Below are 16,449 nucleotides of genomic sequence, written 5' to 3'. Positions count from 1 at the left end.
TTATGCCGATGACGCCGGTTGAAACGGTGCTGGCGAAATACGGCTGGATCCTGATCGGGATCACGTTCGGGTTCGCAGCAAAATATGCGATGCTGCTGAAGCGCGGCGTGCAGGTGAAGGCCCGGCTTGTCTTCGCCGATCTCCTGCTGCTGCCGCTGGTGGCGCTGATCGCCTACTGGATGGCAACGCGCGCGGGGGTGGAGGCGGAGGCGGCAGCGCTGTTCTCCGCCTTCTCCACCGTCGGCGCCGACCGTCTGGTCAAGCTGCTCACCGATCGCTTTCTCCAGCGGGTCGACAGCGAGGCGGCCGCAATCGCGAACAACATCGTCGGCACTGCCCGCAACACCACCCAATCCGAACTTGCCGCCGCGGCGATCCAGGAGGCGGCGCGCGAAGGTCGCCTGCATCCGGAATACAAGGCGCTGAAGCCGCACCCTCAAGCCCCCAAGCTGGACGGCTGACCCCTTCCTAACCCGGAGAAGACCAATGGACATGACGACGCTGCGGCGGCGGCTGATGGCGCTTGGCTATCAGCCGGGCGCCGCGGGCGCGCCTTTCGGCGCTGCCGATCGCGAGGCGATCCTTTCGGCGCTCACCGACGGGCCCGACTACATCCTCAGCGACCACGACATCGAGGACGCCGCCGACCAGCTCAAGGTTGAAGAGGCGGCGATCTGGGCGGTTTGGGATGTCGAAGGCAGCGCGGCGCCGTTCATCGACGGCCGGCCGACCATCCTGTTCGAGCCGCATCGCTTCAGCCGCGCGACCGCGCACCGCTTCGATGCCAGCCATCCGAAGATCTCGTCGCGCACCTGGAACCGAGCCCTCTACCCAGGCAAACAGGCGGGCCGCTGGCAGCAGCTGCTCGAGGCGGTGTCGCTGGATGTTGACGCCGGCTTCGCCTCGGCCAGCTATGGCGGGTTCCAGATCCTCGGCGAGAACTATGCCGTCTGCGGCGCGATCTCGCCCTGGGCGTTCGCGCGCCAGCAGGCGCAGACTGAAGCGGACCAGCTCGCCGCCTTCCTTCGCTTTGTCGAGGCGAAGGGCCTCGCGGCCGCGCTGCGGCGCCAGGACTGGGCAGCCTTTGCCCGAGGGTACAACGGCACCGCGTATCGCGAGAACCGGTACGATGAGCGGCTCGCCGCTGCCTTCGCCAAGCGCCGCGCCCCCCGCGCGGCCTGAAACGGGAGTCTGCCATGAATGCGCTGAAATATGTGTCGCTGGGGCTCGCCCTGGCGCTCGCCGTCGCGCTCGCCGTGATCGGCGACCTCTCCCACAAGGTCGATGCCTTTCGCTCGACGACCTCGGTCGCGGTGCGCGCCCGCGACAAGGGCGGCAACCCGCTCACCCTCTCCACCAAGGATGCGCTCGCCCAGATCCGCATTCTCGGCGCCGCCATCGACGACGCGCGGCAGGCCAGCGCGGACGCGAAGGCCAAGGACCAAGCCCACGTCATCAACGTCGAGCGCGCCGACGCGCGCACCAACCAGGAGGTATCATCCGATGTTCTCGCCAAATTCGATCGCGTGCAGGCTGAGCTTGCTGCTTCTCGCGCTCTCGCTGCTCAGCGCATGCGCGAGCTCGCCGCGGCCCGAGCCGATCAGGGTGGTGGCGGAGCGCCGGCAGGCGCCGAGGATCCCGACGCCACCTGCCGCGCTCACTTCGCCGCTCCGTGTGACGAAGTTCTTACCCTCCTCGCGGAAGCCGAGCGCAACACCGCCATCGCCCTCGGCTGGCAGGCATTCTGGGCCGGAATAGCCGCGAACCACGCCGCGGACGACCAGGCCGCTTCTGCGACCGATCTGCGCTGAGCGCACGCCTCCAACCGCAAGGATCATACTCCGATGAAAGACATCCTGCTCTGGGACCTGCGGTACCCGGACCGTAATCCCTATCGCATGTCGGTGGCTGACGCTTTCGCCTCGGCGGCGGTGCGCGCTGGTTTGGCGGCACCTGCAAACGCGGCGGACTTTGCTGCCCTGAACGTCGGTGGAGCCCTCGATCGCGGACAGCCGACGGAGATCGCACTGGAAGACAGCACCACCAAGCGGATGCGTCGTATCGTGGTGCCGGCTAGCGTGGCGGCGATCGCGGTCTCGCTCGGCGTTGGCGCCAGCACTGGTTCAGCCATCATCCCGGCGCCGACACCTTCGCCGACATTCACGCTGCCTGCGCTCCAGGCCAAGAAAGAGGCGAACCAGCGGCAGATCGCTGTCTACCTGGGCGACAGCCTTACGGCCGGATGGGGCAGTGGTGCGTTGTTAGGCACTTCCTCCGGCACTGGTGCGGGATCAGGCGGTAACTTCCTTCGCGCCAATGCATATCCGCAGCAAGTAGCAGATAAGCTGAACGCCCGAGGCATCCCGGCGCGGGCAGATGCCTTCTGCTCTTCGATGATCAACAACGTCGTTGCGGATCTGTCTGCTTCCAACCCGAACATCACGATGGGCACAGGGTGGACGCTCAAGAACCTGTCGTTCGGTGGCTTCATGGTGTGGTTCACCGGCTCGACGTTCGGCAGCTTCGGCTACACGCCGCAATATCCGGCAGACAGGTTCGACATCATCTATGCCACGTTCGGCAGCCTTGCCTCCGCGATGACGGTGAGCGACGCGAACGGCCCGCTTTCCCCCAGCCCCGTGGATTGTCGGGCGGTCACCGGATCAAATGTCACCCTCAACGGCAACTCGGGTATGCGCCGTACCAGCTTCACCCGATCGGGCGGGCCCTCTCTCGACCCGATCAGCATCACCTCTGCGGGCGGGGATATCTATATTGCGCTGATTGTCCCGTACGACACGACCAGCCCGCGCCTGGAGATCATCAATATCGGCTGGCCTGGCTCCAAGGCCTATGACACCGCCGGCAACTGGTCCCCCTACACCACGCCTAGCGCAGCGAATGCGTGGGCGGCCTTCTATGCGATCGGTGCGATCGATGCGGATGCGTGGTTCGTGGAGCTTGGCGCAAACGACAAGAACCTGGGCGTTGCGGCAGCCGATTATCAGACGGCGCTGACCAACATCATGAACCGCATCAAGGCGATCACGCCGTCGGCCAACATCGTACCGGTCAAGACGAACACGGGAGCCCCAGGCAGCAACTACACCCTGACATCTGATTTCCTGACGGCCGTCGACACTGTCGCGTCGTCGCTGAGCCTTTCCCCGGTGTTGGACTACACCACGCTATCGTTCGTCACCGCCGACCGTTTCGACACGATCCATCTGGCCCGGCCTGGATACGGCAAAAAGGCGGATTCAAACGTGACCTACTTGGTGGGAGCATAATTGCTCCTCCCGCCGGCAGGCGCATCGCCGCACGTCATCTGTCAATTGTCAGCGATAGGCTCGACCGCTTTAACGCTATGCGTAGACGTCGCATCGTTCGATTGCATGCCGAAGCGGCCATTGCCAGTGCGGGGGTAGCCGCAGCGTTCGGCGTAGCAGTCTGCGCACTCACTCTCGGCGTCACCGACCTGCGCGCCGCAGTCTTTGCACTCGCCGTAGCGGATGTTCCTGATGTTGTAGACAATCATGCCGAGCAGGAACGCTATGATCAGCCCGACAGTGATGACATCGAAAAGCGATGCGTGACCCACGCAATCCCCCAGAAAGTTAGAGCCGAAGCTCTGTGCCTTGCCCAGAATGAGAGATAATCGTTTCGGAAACGGTCCGCAACAAAGTAGATTCCCGGAGCGTCTCCAAACCGGACACGGCATGTCCGCCAAGCTGCGGACATGCGAGGCGAGGTCGATTTAACGGCCAGCGCAGTCCTGGTGCTGCGTCCGACCTCTGCTCGATCTCATGAACTTGAACGCGCGGGCAAACGTGCCGTTCGCATTACGCCTGGGCTTCAGCCGCCTTCAGGCTCAATGTCGCGACGACTTAGGAGAAACTGATGAACGTAGACCAAGGTGACGCTGTCGCCGCTTGGATGCTGCCTTTCCTGCAGTCGATCCTGGTAACGATGACGTTCGATTCCCACCCCGGCCTCGTATGCTTCGCCATGAAGACCGGCCACATGGTCTGGCAGCGGCGCGATAGGTTCATCGTTGCCGAGCCGGGTACGCCATCGACGCGGGTAGCATGGAGCATCGAGAAGCTCCTCGAGGCGACCGCCGGCTGATGGCAGTCTGCGAGCGCTGCCGGTGCGACCTGCCTCCGACCGTCACCTGGGGGCCGTGGCGCGCGCGGCATGCCCATAGCCGCAACCCGGCGATCTTCTACGAGGGCGGCCAGCTGTCGGTAACGCGGCGCGCGGCCGCCCTGCTTGCCTTGCTGATCCGGCAGTCGGGCTCGGCGCCGATCGAGCAGATTGAAGCGATGGCGGCCGCTCGGCCGGACACGTCGTCGAATGTCGCGCGACCGCTCGCCTACCGGGTGCGGAAGCTGGTGGCGGACGCCACCGGCGGCGTCTGGCGGCTGTCTCGGGCGCAGTACGGCGTGTACCGGCTGGAGCCGGCTCAGGCCGATTCCTGATCTGGACGCCGACATATGTTCTCGTCATGTTCCGCCAATGCGAGTCGCCAGAGATCGAGCGATCTTCCACGCGTTGTGCGTGGTGGATGAAGCGCAGGAGCGCGCCCGGGAGGGCGCGGTGCCTGCCTCGGCCGCGCTCCGCCTGGCGCTCGCGTTCCTGCACCTGTGCGGCGCGGAGCGTAACTGGATCGATCAATTCTGGAGATCTGCCGTCGGACGATCGGAGACGGGGCAGGGGGCGACGGCATTCGGCCGCAGCCAGGAGATGACCGCCGCCGTCAACGCCATCACGCGCCAAGTCGGCGTCGAGCGATCGTCGGCGTTTCTCGATGCGCTGCGCGCGGCGCGTCGGGGTGCGGATTAGAACGATAGAGGCAATGCCGGCTCTTGGCCGCCACACGCAATATGGCGGGAGGTTCAGCAGCGTTTCTGCCGAAATCTCGCCGGGGGCGGTTAGGGGTTCACGATTCGCTGCCGTTTGGCCGAAAAGGTTAGGCAAATTTCCAACCGCCCTCAGGCGTTCGCGCGTGATTTCCGAACGGGTGGGCAAGCTAAGTGCTTGAAGCTGGCTAATTGCCGTTTTCCTGCCGAGCCCACAATCAGCTCTCTCGCCGAGCCTTCCGACGCGCTTCGGCGGCTGCGATCCTCGCCGGTTCGGTGAATACTCTGCTAAGCATGGCCGCGGTGAAATCAAGTAGGTCCTCTGCATCGATTTTCGCTAGTGACCCATCGTGTGCAGCGTCGTTCCCATCTTGACGGACGCAATCGGCGATGGCGCGGAGATCCTTAGGAAGTTTGCCAGAATCGAATAGCCATCCTAGGCGGTCGAACAGATTATTCCGCTGTTTGGCGTTCGGCTGATCTTCGTTGGAATTCACATCAGGCAGCAAGGTCTTGCTAGTGAGGTCCAGAACTAGGCGAAACATTGCCCCAGCCGCATTGAAGCAGCCGTAGACGAACGCCAACGCGCCTTCGTTGAAAATGACTTCAATTTCGCGGGGCACATTAGGCGGTGGTAGTGGTGGGCTCGCATCGAAAATCGTTACCACGCTTCGAATATATAATTGATCCGCGCCGCCCTTATATGCCGTGATTGCGCCGTCGTGATTGTACAGAACTGTACCCCGGGAATGGTTATGACGCATCGAGAAAATCGACGTACGACCGCAAATCCGGCACTTGGCTAAAACTTCATGATCCGAATATTGAAAGCCCGTTTCCACTAAGACGTCACCCTTAATCTCAAGCGACACCTGTTTTGTCTGGCAGCGTGGGCAATTACTCATAATCTCTGGCATGCAAGCCTCCTGAGGCCTCCGATTGGACACAAGCCTCGGCGCGAGAGGTGTGGTTGTCAATTGGACGTGCGAAGCGTCGAGCGGTACTTGCCACCATCCCAGCAGATCTCGAAACCGCCTGCGAGAATGATGGCGGTTGCGCCTATGCACGAAGCAAGGAAAGCGGACAGCGAGCTTCGCATCGTTTTGCCGCAAGCTACTCTCAGAAACCGCGCATGTTGTTTTGCTGCGCCTTCGTAACTGACTGAGCGAGTTGCGATATTTCGAAGCATGTTTTGCAACGAAATCGACGGTTTTTCGCGGATCGTGCCAGCTTGGGAAGCTTCTGCTCTACCATTGAGCTACACCCGCGAAACGGCGACGTATCGCGCTATTGAGCGGCGAGTGCCACAATCGGTGCATGCTCGTCAACGAGGATCATGCACATCGCTGCGGCGCTGCTCGGGGAGGGCGAACCTGCCCCCTCGCCGCGGCGAAGGGGCAGGAACGGGATCAGAACTGAACGCGCGCGCCCAGGCTGATGCGGCTGCCGGACAGTTCGTACATCGCCGGGAACGAGGGATCCATCGTATAGCCCTTGGTCTTGGCGTTGCCGATGTTGATGCCCTGCAGTTCCACGCGGAAGTTCTTCATCACCTGATAGCTCGCGGCGAGGTCGAACTGGCCATAGGCCGAGCGATAGACCGGATAGAAGTTGCGCTCGATCCGCTCCACATAGGCGCCCTTCCAGTTGTACGACACGCGCACCGAGAGCGGGCCCTTGTCGTAGAACAGCGTGGCATTGTAGGTGTTGTCGGACAGGCCGATCGGCGCGGTCGGGATCTTGAGGTCCGACTGTCCGGTCAGCGAGCTGTCGAGGAAGGTATAGTTGGCGTTGACGCCGAAGCCGTCCAGCCAGCGCACCAGCATGCCGAACGGCACCACCGCGTTCAGCTCGACGCCGCTCACATCGTACGAACCCTCGGCGTTGACCGGCTGGTAGACGTCGAAGTCGTACACGCCGTCGATCGTGCCGTTGGCGTTGTACTTGGTGACGTCCGGCACCGTGCCGGTCAGCTTGTTCACCACCACGCCCTTGATCTTCTTCCAGAAATAGGACGCAGCCAGGATGCCGCCGTCGCCGACATATTTCTCGACGCCGACTTCCCACTGATCGGCATAGGTCGGCTTGAGGTTCGGGTTGCCGTCCGAATAGCGGAAGTCGTTGAAGCTGGCGGTGCGCTTATAGGCGAGGTTGGTCAGCGCCGGGCGGATCAGCGTCTGCGAGGCGGCGCCGCGCAGATACAGGCTGTTGGTCAGCTCGGCGCGGGCGTTGAACGCCGGCAGCAGCTTGCTGTAGCGGCCCTCGCTCGACACCGGCGCATCGGTGAGGCCGGTCTGGCCGTTGGGCTTCTGCACCTGGTGGAAGCCTTCCGACTTGACCGTCGTGCGGACGTAGCGCGCGCCGAGATTGACGAACACCGGCACCGCGACGTCGAACTCGAAATCGACCATGCCATAGCCGGCCCAGGTCGTCTCGCGCACCTTGTAGTACTGGCCCGGATCGAACGGGGTGACGAAACCCTGCGGGCGGAAGAAGCTGCGCGCATAGTCGTTCGAGATCTGCGACCAGCTGAGGTCGCGCGCCTGATAGGCCTTGCCGCCGGCGATATCGATCACGTTCTGCAGCGGGCTGTCGGCCAGCGTGCGCTTGTTGACATAGGCGGTGCTGCCGCGCGTCGGCCCCTGGATCTTCTCCTCGCCATATTCGCGCTCATTGCTCTTGTTGGTATAGCGCGCGCCGAGATTGACGCGCTTCAGCGCCTCGAACCCGGCGAAATCGGCGAGATAGGTGACGTCGGCCTGCGCCGCGTACTTGTCGTCCTTGATCCGCTCCAGCGTCGTCTCATACGCCTCGAACAGATAGGCGGACGGCGCGTTGTACATGTCGATCGACTTGGGGTTGTCGCTCTTGATCGTCTCGCCGCCGGTTTCGGTGTAGCGGGTGCGCGAGGGCGCATAGGCGACGTGCTTCAGATTGGCATAGTCGCGCGTCTTCTTGGCGCCCGAATAGCCGCCGAGCACGTTGATCTGCCACTGGCCGGTTTCCCAGTTCAGTTCGCCGCCGAACTGGCGATAATCGGTGTCGTTGCGATATTCCTTGCTGAGGAATTCGTGCTGGGTGTTGGTATAGGCGACGTCGCGCAGCACGACGATGCCCGACTGCGACAGCGTGGTCTTGTCGGCGTCGTAGATCCGCTCGAGCGTCGAGTTGCTCGAGGCCGAATAGCCGGCGGCGTCATATTCGTCCTCGACCGTGTCGTAGGAGCCGACGAACGCGTCGAAGCTCAGCGAGAATTTGTCGCTCGGCTTGTACTGCACCGCGCCCGAGACGCCGAGGCGGTCCTGATCGTTGAAATAGACGCGGTCGCCGACCTTGTCGAGGAACACGATCTTGTTCTTGTCTGCGTCCGAGAAAGTCACGCCAGCATCGCGTGCGAGCACCGCGATCGCCTGGTTGCGGTTGGTGCCGGCGCGGTCGGTCCAGCGGGAGATCGGGCGGAAGTTGATGCCCGAATTGCTGTCCGTCCGGTTGCTGCGCTTCTGCCGCGCGACCGATACCAGCACGCCGAAATCACCGAAGGTGTTGCTGGCGAGCACCGAGAAATTGGGGTCGATCTTCTCGGAGATCGAGTTGTACGCACCCTCGGCGCTGCCGACGAGGCGGAAGCCCGGCGTGTCGAACGGGCGCGCGGTGCGGATCGCGACCGAGCCGGCGATGCCGCCCTCTTCGTCCGAGGCGCGCGGCGACTTCTGCACGGTGACCGACTGAATCAGTTCCGAGGCGAAGATGTCGAACTCGACGTCGCGGCCGCCCGAGCCCGAGGCGGTGGCCAGCTTGTTGATCGAGACGAAGGTGAATTCGCTGGGCAGGCCGCGCACGTTGACGCGGGTGCCGAGCCCCTTGTTGCGCTCGATCGTCACGCCCGGCACGCGCTGCAGCGCCTCGGACAGGTTCTGGTCGGGGAAGTCGGCGATGTCGGTGGCGATGATCGAATCCGAGAAGCCGACATTCTCGCGCTTCAGCTCGATCGCCTCCTGCAGGCTGCGGCGATAGCCCGAGACGACGATTTCCTCGCCCGATTCGGCCTGCGCGGTGTCGGTGCCCGGGCTCGTCTGCGCGCCGGCGGGCTGCGCGATCAGCGCGGCGACCGCGGCACCGGCAAGCAGGCCGGCATGCCGGCGCCACATGGTGACGTTCTGGTACATATATTCCCCCTTTGATCGTAATTGCGGTTGCGCAGGCCCCGCGCGATCCCCGCGATCGCGCCGGCCAGCGCCCATGGATGCAATGTGCCGATGGAATGGCGGCGTGCGGCGGTGCCGCCGCGTGCCTGCGGTCTCAGCCCTGCGGACGGACCGCCGAACCGCGTGATGTCGCTGAGCCCAATTCCCATTCCTCCTGCAGGGCCGCAGGTGCGGAAAAGTTGTGACGCGAACATTACGAATCGGAAAAATTTGTGCGACGCAGCGGCCGCTTGCGCGGCATTTGGCGGGACGGGACGGGCGCGCTACAGCTCCGCGGGTAGCACCGTGGGTGCAACGGACAGGACGCCGTGCGCGTCGAGCGGGGAGAGCAGGTTGGACAGGTTCGATATTCTGATCGTCGGCACCGGCCATGGCGGGGCGCAGTGCGCGGTGGCGTTGCGGCAGGCGGGGTTCGCGGGGACGCTGGCGATGATCGGCGAAGATCCCGAGCTCCCCTATGAACGGCCGCCGCTCTCCAAGGACTATCTCAAGGGCGAGAAGAGCTTCGAGCGCATCCTGATCCGCGCGCCCGGCTTCTGGGAAGAGCGGGCGGTGACGATGCTCGCCGGGCGGCGCGTCGTCGCGGTCGATCCGGCGGCGAAGACCGTCACCGATGCGGCCGGCGCACAGATCGGCTATGGCGCGCTCGTGTGGTCTGCGGGCGGCAGCGCGCGGCGGCTGGCGTGCAGCGGACATGATCTCGCCGGCGTCCATGCGATCCGCACCCGCCGCGACGTCGACCAGCTGCTAGCCGAACTGCCCGCCACCCGGCGGATCGTCGTGATCGGCGGCGGCTATATCGGGCTCGAGGCGGCCGCCGCGCTGATCAAGGCGGACAAGCAGGTGGTGGTGCTGGAGGCGATGGACCGGGTGCTCGCCCGCGTCGCCGGCGCACCGCTGTCGCGCTTCTACGAGGCCGAGCATCGCGCGCACGGCGTTGAGATCCGCACCGGCGCGCTGGTCGACTGTCTGGAGGAGCAGGACGGCCGCGTCTGCGGCGTCCGGCTGGCAGATGGTGCGGTGCTGCCGGCGGACATGGTGATCGTCGGCATCGGCATCGTGCCGGAGGTGGCGCCGCTGCTGGAAGCGGGCGCCGCGGGCGGCAACGGCGTGGCGGTGGATGCGCAGTGCCGCACCAGCCTGCCGGACGTCTACGCGATCGGCGACTGCGCGCTGCACGCCAACGCCTACGCGGACCATGCCGAGATCCGGCTCGAATCGGTGCAGAACGCCAACGACCAGGCCAATGTCGTCGCGAAGCTGCTGACCGGGCAGGACGCGCATTATGACGCGGTGCCCTGGTTCTGGTCGAACCAATATGACCTCAAGCTGCAGACGGTGGGCCTGTCGATCGGGCACGACGCGACGGTGCTGCGCGGTGATCCGGCTACGCGGTCCTTCTCGGTGATCTATCTCAAGCAGGGACGGGTGATCGCGCTCGACTGCGTCAACGCCATGCGGGACTATGTGCAGGGCAAGCGGCTGGTGGCGGAGCGGATGATCGTCGATCCCGCGACGCTCGCCGACCCGGCGGTGGTGCTGAAGGAGCTTTGAGTTGCACGCGCCGCGCCGTCCGGGCATCCCTGCTCCCAACCAGAAGGAGAAATGAGGATGTCCGACGCGCCGGTGCTGCTTGCGATGGAAGGCGATGTCGCGGTGGTGCGCCTGAACCGCCCCGACCGGCTCAACGCGCTGACCCCCGACATGCTCGATCTGCTTGGCGCGACGCTACGGCAGGCAGCCGACGACGGCGCGCGGGCGGTGCTGCTCACCGGCGAGGGGCGGGCGTTCTGCGCGGGCGCGGACCTCACCGCCAGCGTCGGCATGCGCGATTCGGGCGAGGCGCTGCGGCAGCATTATAATCCGGTGATCGCGACCATGGCCGAGCTGCCAATCCCGATCGTCAGCGCCGTCAACGGCGCGGCGGCGGGGGCGGGTGCGTCGATCGCGCTCGCCGCCGACATCGTGGTGATGGCCCAATCAGCCTATCTGTTGCTCGCCTTCGCCAATATCGGCCTTGTCCCGGATGCCGGCGCGACCTGGCTGATCGGCAAGGCCGCGGGGCGGGCACGGCTGCTGGAGATGGCACTGCTCGGCGAGCGGATGCCGGCCGAGGAAGCGCTGGCGGCCGGGCTGGTGACGCGGGTGGTGGAGGATGGTGCGCTGGCGCATGTCGCCCAGGGCCTGGCCGCCAAGCTGGCGGCGATGCCTACCGTTGCGCTGGGGCTGATCCGCAAGCAGGTGGCGGCGGCGCTGTCCGGCACGCTGGCGGAGAGCATGGAGATCGAGGCGGATCACCAGAGCATCGCGTCGAAGACCGAGGATTGCCGCGAGGCGATCGCCGCGTTCCTGGCGAAGCGCGAGCCGCAGTTCCGGGGCCGATAGAGGCGGGGTGGCGCTTGGCCGTGGTGGTCGGGCTGTGTCGTTCGGGGCAATCGGCGCTGTGCCGGGCCACGCCACGAAATCGCTTCTCGGGCGTTACGAGGGCCATGCAGACGCTGTGGTTCATCACCAATCCGAATTCCGGCACCACGTCCCAGGCGAAGTGCGACGCGATGGAAGCCGTGTTCGAGGAGCGCGGCCTGACCCTTGCCGGGCGTACGCGCTTCCCCGCCGATCCGCTGCCCGAGGGGGCCGCACTCGATGCCGCGGGCGTGGACACGGTGGTGCTGTTTGCCGGTGACGGGACGATCAACGCCGCCCTGTGCGCCTTGGCGGACTGGGAAGGCGCCTTCCTGATCCTGCCGGGGGGCACGATGAACCTGCTCGCCAAGGCGCTGCATGACGAGACCGACCCCCACAAGATCATTCATGCGGCTTATGGGTGCGACCGGCGGGTAGCGCTGCCCTATGTGATCGCCGGGGAACATCGCGCCTTTGTCGGCCTGATCCTCGGGCCTGCGGCCAGTTGGTTCCGCGCGCGCGAAGTGGTGCGCAAGGGGCGCTTCGGCAGGCTGGTGGCCGCGGTACGCGGCGCATGGCGCTCCACCTTCCACCGGCGCGGGGTGCGCGTTTACGGCGCGCGCGAGCTTGGCGATCGCTATCAGGCGGTGTTCGTCACGCCGACGCCGCAGGGCCTGGACGTGGCGGCAGTGGACGCTCGCGACTGGGGATCGATCGCGCAACTCGGCTGGGAATGGGTAACGGGAGACTGGGTCGCCGCGCGGGCTGTGACCGAGAGCCGCACCGAACAGCTGCGCCTGGGCGAGCGCCAGCCGGTCCTCGCGCTGTTCGACGGCGAGCCCGAGACGCTGGAACCAGGCACCACCATCCGCGCGGGGCGCAGCCTGGAGACCTTCATTGCTACCCGCCAGGAGTCGCCGGCCGCATGACCCGCTTTTTCCATGTCAGCGACGTTCATTTCGGCCGGGAGGATCGTGAAGCGGTCGACTGGTTCGACGCTCGCGTCCGCGAGGAACGGCCGGCGGCGGTGATCATGACCGGCGACCTGACGATGCGCGCGCGGGCGAAGGAGTTCGCCGCCGCTGCCGAATGGCTCGAAGGGCTGGGCGTGCCGGTGACGGTGGAGGTGGGCAATCACGACCTGCCCTATTTCAACCCGTTCGCCCGGCTGGCCATGCCCTATCGGCGCTACCGGGCGCTGGAGCGGATGATCGAACGGCCGCTCGACGTGCGCGGCGTGTCGATCGTGCCGCTCAAGACCACCGCGCGTTTCCAGTTTCGCACCAATTGGTCGAAGGGGCATGTGAGCAAGCGGGCGTTGCAGAAGTCGCTTGCGCTCGCGGAGGCGGTGCCGGCGGGCGACCTGGTGTTCGTCGCGGCCCATCACCCGCTGATCGATGCCGGCACGCGCGCCACGTCGCGCACGCGCGGCGGTCAGCGGGCGCTGGAGGCGCTGGCACAGGCCGGCGCGCATGCCGTGCTGAGCGGCCATGTCCATGATCCGTTCGATATCGAGCACCGCGTCGGCGAGCGGGCGGTGCGGCTGATCGGGGCCGGCACCCTGTCGGAACGCACCCGCGACCAGCCGCCCTCGTTCAACGAGATCACCGTCGACGGCGCGAGCTTCTCCACCCGTGCCCGCTTCCTCGGCGAACCGAGCGTCGCGCTCTAGCGCCGGAACAGCGGCAGCGGCCCCCGTCCGGCGGTCGACCAGGTCGTCCAGTTGGGAAAGACATAGGGCATGTCGGCATCGCTAACCCCGTGCCAGCGGGCGATCGCGCCGAGATATTCCTCCTGCGACACGCCCGGGACGAAGCGCCCCTCCCGGGTGATATCGTCTGCGCCGCCCAGTACCGGATCGGGATAGGTGCCGAAGATTCCGCCCTTGGCGACGTCGCCACCCATCACGAGGTGGTTGTTTCCCCAGGCGTGATCGGTGCCGTTCTGCGCATTGCTGGCATAGGTTCGGCCGAAATCGCTCATCGTGAAGCTCGTGACGTTCGCGCCTACGCCCATCGCCTTCATCGCCCGGTGAAAGGCGGCCATCGCTTCGGCCAGTTCACCCAGCTGTGCAGCGTGCGTGCCGGCCGCGGGGTTACCGGGCTGGATCTGGTTGGCGTGATGATCGAAGCTTGCCATGCTCACCAGGAACGTCTGGCGGCTATGGCCCAGGGTACCCCGTGCCTCGATCATGCGCGCGGTGGCGAGCAGCTGGGCGGCGATGTCGCTGGTCAGCATGTTGCCCTTTGCATCGACGAAGTAGCGCGCGATGCTGCTCGTGCCCGAGAGCAGGGTGGCGGCAAGCTCGGCCTGGTCATAGCTCTCGCGCAGCGTCTTCTCGGCTCCGGCCATGATCGGGCCGCCATCGCTGGCCGCCAGCGCCGCGCTGGCCAGATTCCTGGCGGTGTCGGCGGCATTATAGCCCGCGCGCGTCGGCAGTCCCGAGGCAGGGATGACCAGCGGTACGGTGCGCTGCCCGATCACAGCAAGCGTCGACCCGCTGAGCGAGATCAGCGGCGACAGCCGGCCTTGCGGCATCCGATCGGCCATGCGCCCGAGGAAGCCGTCCTTGGCAGCATCGCGGGCACGAAGGCCCTGCCAGTGCGCCTGCTCGTCGGCGTGGCTCATCAGGTTGCTCGGCCGCAGGTCCGGACGGGAGCCGTAGGTTGCCTTGGTCAGCGGTGCGAACAGCGTCCCGGTATTGAGCACGAGCGACAGCGCGCCCTCGTCCCAGATCGGGCGCAGCGCCGCCATCGCCGGGTGAAGGGCGTAACTGCTGTTGGTCAGCGGCGTGAGGCTGCTGCGCGGCAGGGCGATGGCGCCGCGTGCGGCCTGGTAGGCAGCATGCCTGGCATCGGTGGGAACGACCATGTTCCAGCCGTCATTGCCACCGAAGAGAAAGATACCCACCATCGCCCGATAGGCGCCGCTGGGGGCGGCAATAGCGGCGGTGCGGCCGAGCTGGGCCATGGCGGCAAGGGCGCCGGTGCCGGCGGAGAGCCGCACGAAATCGCGTCGGGAAAGCGTCATCGGATCGGTTCCTTACCGGTCGACCAGGAATTGCGGGCTGGTACCCGCGAGATAGAGCAGCAGCTTGGCGCGCTTGCGGGCGCGCGTCCGTGCATTCTTGTCCTTTATCGCCAACGCAGCATTCCGCAGGGCAACGCGCTGCGTCGGCGTGATGCTATTGCCTAGCATTAGTACGTCCACTGCCGCGATCATCGCGTCTACATTGTCGCCAAAAGCCTCCCAGGTGGCCCATGCGAACCTGGTCCCGGAAGCGGGCACGATCCCGGTATATGGCTGGAACTCGACGGTCGAAGTCTCGGTCTGCACGGTCCATTGGTACATGAAGTTGTGCAGCCGCATCACCGTGCTGCTGTTGAGCAGTTTCGATGCGGGGCTGTACAGCGTCGTGCTGCCCTGCAGCGGATAATCGATCGGATAGAAATTGAAGACGGAGGGCGCGCGCATCACCGGCTGGCCCAGCGTGGTATCCCGCATGACGAAGGCAACGCCATCGGTGGTAAGTCCGATCGCGCGGGCGAGGCCCAGCATCGCGAGTACCGGCTCCTTCAGCTTGCCGCGATCGCCACGCGGCGCGGCGCGCGCCTCGGGATCGGTAAGGATGGCACGCACCACCGCCTTCATGTCGCCGCGTACGCCCTGGCCGTTGTTCGCGAACACGGCCGCGACCCTCCCGACATAGGCGGGACTGGGATTGGCCGTGACGAGATGCACAATCAGGTGGCGCGAGACGAACGGCGCCGTCGATGGATTGTTGAACGCCGCGTCCACCACCGCGTCCACGCTCGCCTGCTGGCTTGCTCCTGCCGGCACGCGCGTGCCGAGGAACTGCTTCTCGCCGGCATCATAGCGCTCCGGCACGGGGATCATCGGCTTCACATCGTCGCCGGCGGTGGCATCGGTGATGGCGGCGTTGCCGATCCGGGCGCGATCCCAGCCCGTCAGGGCCCGGGAGATGCCACGAATGTCGTCGGGGCCATAATTCGGCACCGAGGCGCCGGAGGCGTCGCGTCGGAGCGTGCCATTCAGGTTCAGCTGGTTGGGCCCCATTGAGAACAGCTGGAGCAACTCGCGGGCATAGTTCTCGGAGGGGGCGGCCTTGCTGCTCCCCGCCATGTTCAGATACTGCCCCATATACGGGTTCAGCGTCACCGACTTCAGCAGCGTGCGATAATTGCCGAAGGCATTGTCCAGGAACAGCTGGTTGAACGCCGCGATGCCGCCGGTCAGGCGCAGTTCCACCTCCGAGGCCACGATCATCTGCGAAAGCGCGAACGCGACGCGCTGGCGCAACTGATCGGGCGCGGAAACGGCATTGGCATAGAAGCGCATCGCCACCGGGGTGCGGCTATAGTAGCGCCGCGAGCACGGCAGATCGTTGCAGGTGTTGATGCGGCGTGCCACGGCGAGGTCCGCATAGGTGCTGCCCCGGGCGGCGAATTGCTCGTCCAGCCAGCCTTCGGTTCCCAGCTTGGAGATCTTTTCGAGCACCTCCGGCGTCGGGCCGAAGGTCGTCTGCCGCGCCAGCCGAATGCCGTCCGTGACTTGAGATTGCGCCGGCGAAAGCCCGGCATTGGCAGCGGACAGATCGACCAGCCCGCTGGTCATCCGGCTGTCCGCCAGGTTGATGTTACTGCTGCCGCCATCGCAAGCCGACAGCAAGCCCGCCGCGCCAAGCGCAGCCGCCGTCCATATCCGTCGCATGTCTGAATTCCCCGCCCGCAGATTTTGCCGCGTTGCACCCAAGCTTTACGGGGATAGACGATTTTTAGGAAGGGCTGTCCCAGAGCGGGATAACCTTCGAGATCATGCAAACGATCGGTTTTCAAAGGAATAATACGCAGGCGAACCGATTTGGCTTGCGGTCGACCGTTGCCGCATTGCGGCGGTTTTCTGGGAACCGATGCATCCAGAGGGCGTATGGGGCCGTGATGGGGCGGCAGGGCGGGTGG

At 65.5% G+C, this 16,449-nt stretch carries 16 protein-coding genes; 11 read left to right on the top strand and 5 right to left on the bottom strand.

Annotated features, from left to right (window positions below; genetic code table 11):
* Positions 1-8: 8 nt before the first annotated feature.
* The 4 genes from S2M10_RS03410 to S2M10_RS03395 are packed head-to-tail and all read left to right on the top strand — an operon-like array spanning position 9 to position 3,290.
* Positions 9-461 carry a hypothetical protein gene (locus S2M10_RS03410; protein ID WP_168844853.1) on the top strand — a complete coding sequence of 151 codons (453 nt, stop codon included), beginning with the start codon at positions 9-11 and terminating at the stop codon, positions 459-461.
* A 25-nt stretch (positions 462-486) separates the two neighbouring features.
* Complete coding sequence (locus S2M10_RS03405; RefSeq protein ID WP_168844852.1) at positions 487-1,182, top strand: N-acetylmuramidase family protein; 696 nt, start codon at positions 487-489, stop codon at positions 1,180-1,182.
* 14 nt (positions 1,183-1,196) lie between these two features.
* A complete protein-coding gene (locus S2M10_RS03400; RefSeq protein WP_168844851.1) occupies positions 1,197-1,811 on the top strand; it encodes a hypothetical protein in 615 nt (204 codons plus the stop codon).
* A gap of 33 nt (positions 1,812-1,844) precedes the next feature.
* Positions 1,845-3,290, top strand: coding sequence for an SGNH/GDSL hydrolase family protein (locus S2M10_RS03395; RefSeq protein WP_168844850.1), 1,446 nt, complete (start codon positions 1,845-1,847; stop codon positions 3,288-3,290).
* A gap of 41 nt (positions 3,291-3,331) precedes the next feature.
* Here S2M10_RS03395 and S2M10_RS03390 read toward each other — a convergent pair whose 3' ends face one another.
* Positions 3,332-3,601: a hypothetical protein gene (locus S2M10_RS03390; protein ID WP_168844849.1), complete on the bottom strand. Its 270-nt coding sequence runs from the start codon at positions 3,599-3,601 to the stop codon at positions 3,332-3,334.
* A 299-nt stretch (positions 3,602-3,900) separates the two neighbouring features.
* Between S2M10_RS03390 and S2M10_RS03385 the strand changes: the two genes are divergently transcribed.
* Genes S2M10_RS03385 through S2M10_RS03375 form a run of 3 tightly spaced genes read left to right on the top strand, consistent with a single transcriptional unit; the run spans position 3,901 to position 4,845 of the window.
* On the top strand, positions 3,901-4,128 hold the full coding sequence (locus S2M10_RS03385) for a hypothetical protein (protein WP_168844848.1): 228 nt from the start codon (positions 3,901-3,903) through the stop codon (positions 4,126-4,128).
* Positions 4,089-4,481, top strand: a complete 393-nt coding sequence (locus S2M10_RS03380) for a hypothetical protein (RefSeq protein ID WP_168844847.1) — start codon at positions 4,089-4,091, stop codon at positions 4,479-4,481. The genes S2M10_RS03385 and S2M10_RS03380 overlap by 40 nt, the downstream gene beginning before the upstream one ends.
* Before the next feature lie 37 nt (positions 4,482-4,518).
* Entirely contained in the window at positions 4,519-4,845 is a 327-nt protein-coding gene (locus S2M10_RS03375) for a hypothetical protein (protein ID WP_168844846.1), read from the top strand.
* A gap of 235 nt (positions 4,846-5,080) precedes the next feature.
* On the opposite strand, the gene S2M10_RS03370 is transcribed toward S2M10_RS03375, so the two are convergent.
* Together S2M10_RS03370 and S2M10_RS03365 are read right to left on the bottom strand one after the other, a co-directional pair.
* Positions 5,081-5,779, bottom strand: a complete 699-nt coding sequence (locus tag S2M10_RS03370) for a DUF4145 domain-containing protein (protein WP_211090829.1) — start codon at positions 5,777-5,779, stop codon at positions 5,081-5,083.
* A gap of 492 nt (positions 5,780-6,271) precedes the next feature.
* Positions 6,272-9,028 (bottom strand): TonB-dependent receptor, encoded by a 2,757-nt coding sequence (locus S2M10_RS03365; RefSeq protein ID WP_168844845.1) that lies wholly within the window; start codon positions 9,026-9,028, stop codon positions 6,272-6,274.
* Between the two features lie 372 nt (positions 9,029-9,400).
* Between S2M10_RS03365 and S2M10_RS03360 the strand changes: the two genes are divergently transcribed.
* The 4 genes from S2M10_RS03360 to S2M10_RS03345 all read left to right on the top strand — a co-directional run bounded on the left by S2M10_RS03360 (position 9,401) and on the right by S2M10_RS03345 (position 13,142).
* Positions 9,401-10,621, top strand: coding sequence for an FAD-dependent oxidoreductase (locus tag S2M10_RS03360; RefSeq protein ID WP_168844844.1), 1,221 nt, complete (start codon positions 9,401-9,403; stop codon positions 10,619-10,621).
* A gap of 57 nt (positions 10,622-10,678) precedes the next feature.
* A complete protein-coding gene (locus S2M10_RS03355; protein WP_168844843.1) occupies positions 10,679-11,452 on the top strand; it encodes an enoyl-CoA hydratase-related protein in 774 nt (257 codons plus the stop codon).
* A 104-nt stretch (positions 11,453-11,556) separates the two neighbouring features.
* Positions 11,557-12,399 (top strand): diacylglycerol kinase family protein, encoded by an 843-nt coding sequence (locus tag S2M10_RS03350; protein ID WP_168844842.1) that lies wholly within the window; start codon positions 11,557-11,559, stop codon positions 12,397-12,399.
* Complete coding sequence (locus S2M10_RS03345; RefSeq protein ID WP_168844841.1) at positions 12,396-13,142, top strand: metallophosphoesterase; 747 nt, start codon at positions 12,396-12,398, stop codon at positions 13,140-13,142. Before S2M10_RS03350 ends, S2M10_RS03345 begins: the two co-directional genes overlap by 4 nt.
* Here S2M10_RS03345 and S2M10_RS03340 read toward each other — a convergent pair.
* A complete protein-coding gene (locus S2M10_RS03340; RefSeq protein WP_168844840.1) occupies positions 13,139-14,500 on the bottom strand; it encodes a DUF1501 domain-containing protein in 1,362 nt (453 codons plus the stop codon). The genes S2M10_RS03345 and S2M10_RS03340 overlap by 4 nt on opposite strands.
* A 12-nt stretch (positions 14,501-14,512) precedes the next feature.
* Positions 14,513-16,201: a DUF1800 domain-containing protein gene (locus tag S2M10_RS03335; protein WP_168844839.1), complete on the bottom strand. Its 1,689-nt coding sequence runs from the start codon at positions 16,199-16,201 to the stop codon at positions 14,513-14,515.
* Between the last annotated feature and the right edge of the window lie 248 nt (positions 16,202-16,449).

The organism is Sphingomonas sp. S2M10 (genome assembly GCF_012650175.1).
Lineage (GTDB): Bacteria > Pseudomonadota > Alphaproteobacteria > Sphingomonadales > Sphingomonadaceae > Sphingomonas.
Note: the sequence above shows the minus strand (reverse complement) of the source record. Positions and strands in the feature narration are given on the sequence as shown.

What these genes read in the sequence shown, in the direction of transcription:
- S2M10_RS03380 (WP_168844847.1), top strand. Translation starts at nt 4,089, where the DNA reads ATGGAGCATCGAGAAGCTCCTCGAGGCGACCGCCGGCTGATGGCAGTC.
- S2M10_RS03400 (WP_168844851.1), top strand. Translation starts at nt 1,197, where the DNA reads ATGAATGCGCTGAAATATGTGTCGCTGGGGCTCGCCCTGGCGCTCGCC.
- S2M10_RS03405 (WP_168844852.1), top strand. Translation starts at nt 487, where the DNA reads ATGGACATGACGACGCTGCGGCGGCGGCTGATGGCGCTTGGCTATCAG.
- S2M10_RS03410 (WP_168844853.1), top strand. Translation starts at nt 9, where the DNA reads ATGACGCCGGTTGAAACGGTGCTGGCGAAATACGGCTGGATCCTGATC.
- S2M10_RS03395 (WP_168844850.1), top strand. Translation starts at nt 1,845, where the DNA reads ATGAAAGACATCCTGCTCTGGGACCTGCGGTACCCGGACCGTAATCCC.
- S2M10_RS03375 (WP_168844846.1), top strand. Translation starts at nt 4,519, where the DNA reads ATGCGAGTCGCCAGAGATCGAGCGATCTTCCACGCGTTGTGCGTGGTG.
- S2M10_RS03350 (WP_168844842.1), top strand. Translation starts at nt 11,557, where the DNA reads ATGCAGACGCTGTGGTTCATCACCAATCCGAATTCCGGCACCACGTCC.
- S2M10_RS03370 (WP_211090829.1), bottom strand. Translation starts at nt 5,779, where the DNA reads ATGCCAGAGATTATGAGTAATTGCCCACGCTGCCAGACAAAACAGGTG.
- S2M10_RS03385 (WP_168844848.1), top strand. Translation starts at nt 3,901, where the DNA reads ATGAACGTAGACCAAGGTGACGCTGTCGCCGCTTGGATGCTGCCTTTC.
- S2M10_RS03335 (WP_168844839.1), bottom strand. Translation starts at nt 16,201, where the DNA reads ATGCGACGGATATGGACGGCGGCTGCGCTTGGCGCGGCGGGCTTGCTG.
- S2M10_RS03365 (WP_168844845.1), bottom strand. Translation starts at nt 9,028, where the DNA reads ATGTACCAGAACGTCACCATGTGGCGCCGGCATGCCGGCCTGCTTGCC.
- S2M10_RS03345 (WP_168844841.1), top strand. Translation starts at nt 12,396, where the DNA reads ATGACCCGCTTTTTCCATGTCAGCGACGTTCATTTCGGCCGGGAGGAT.
- S2M10_RS03340 (WP_168844840.1), bottom strand. Translation starts at nt 14,500, where the DNA reads ATGACGCTTTCCCGACGCGATTTCGTGCGGCTCTCCGCCGGCACCGGC.
- S2M10_RS03355 (WP_168844843.1), top strand. Translation starts at nt 10,679, where the DNA reads ATGTCCGACGCGCCGGTGCTGCTTGCGATGGAAGGCGATGTCGCGGTG.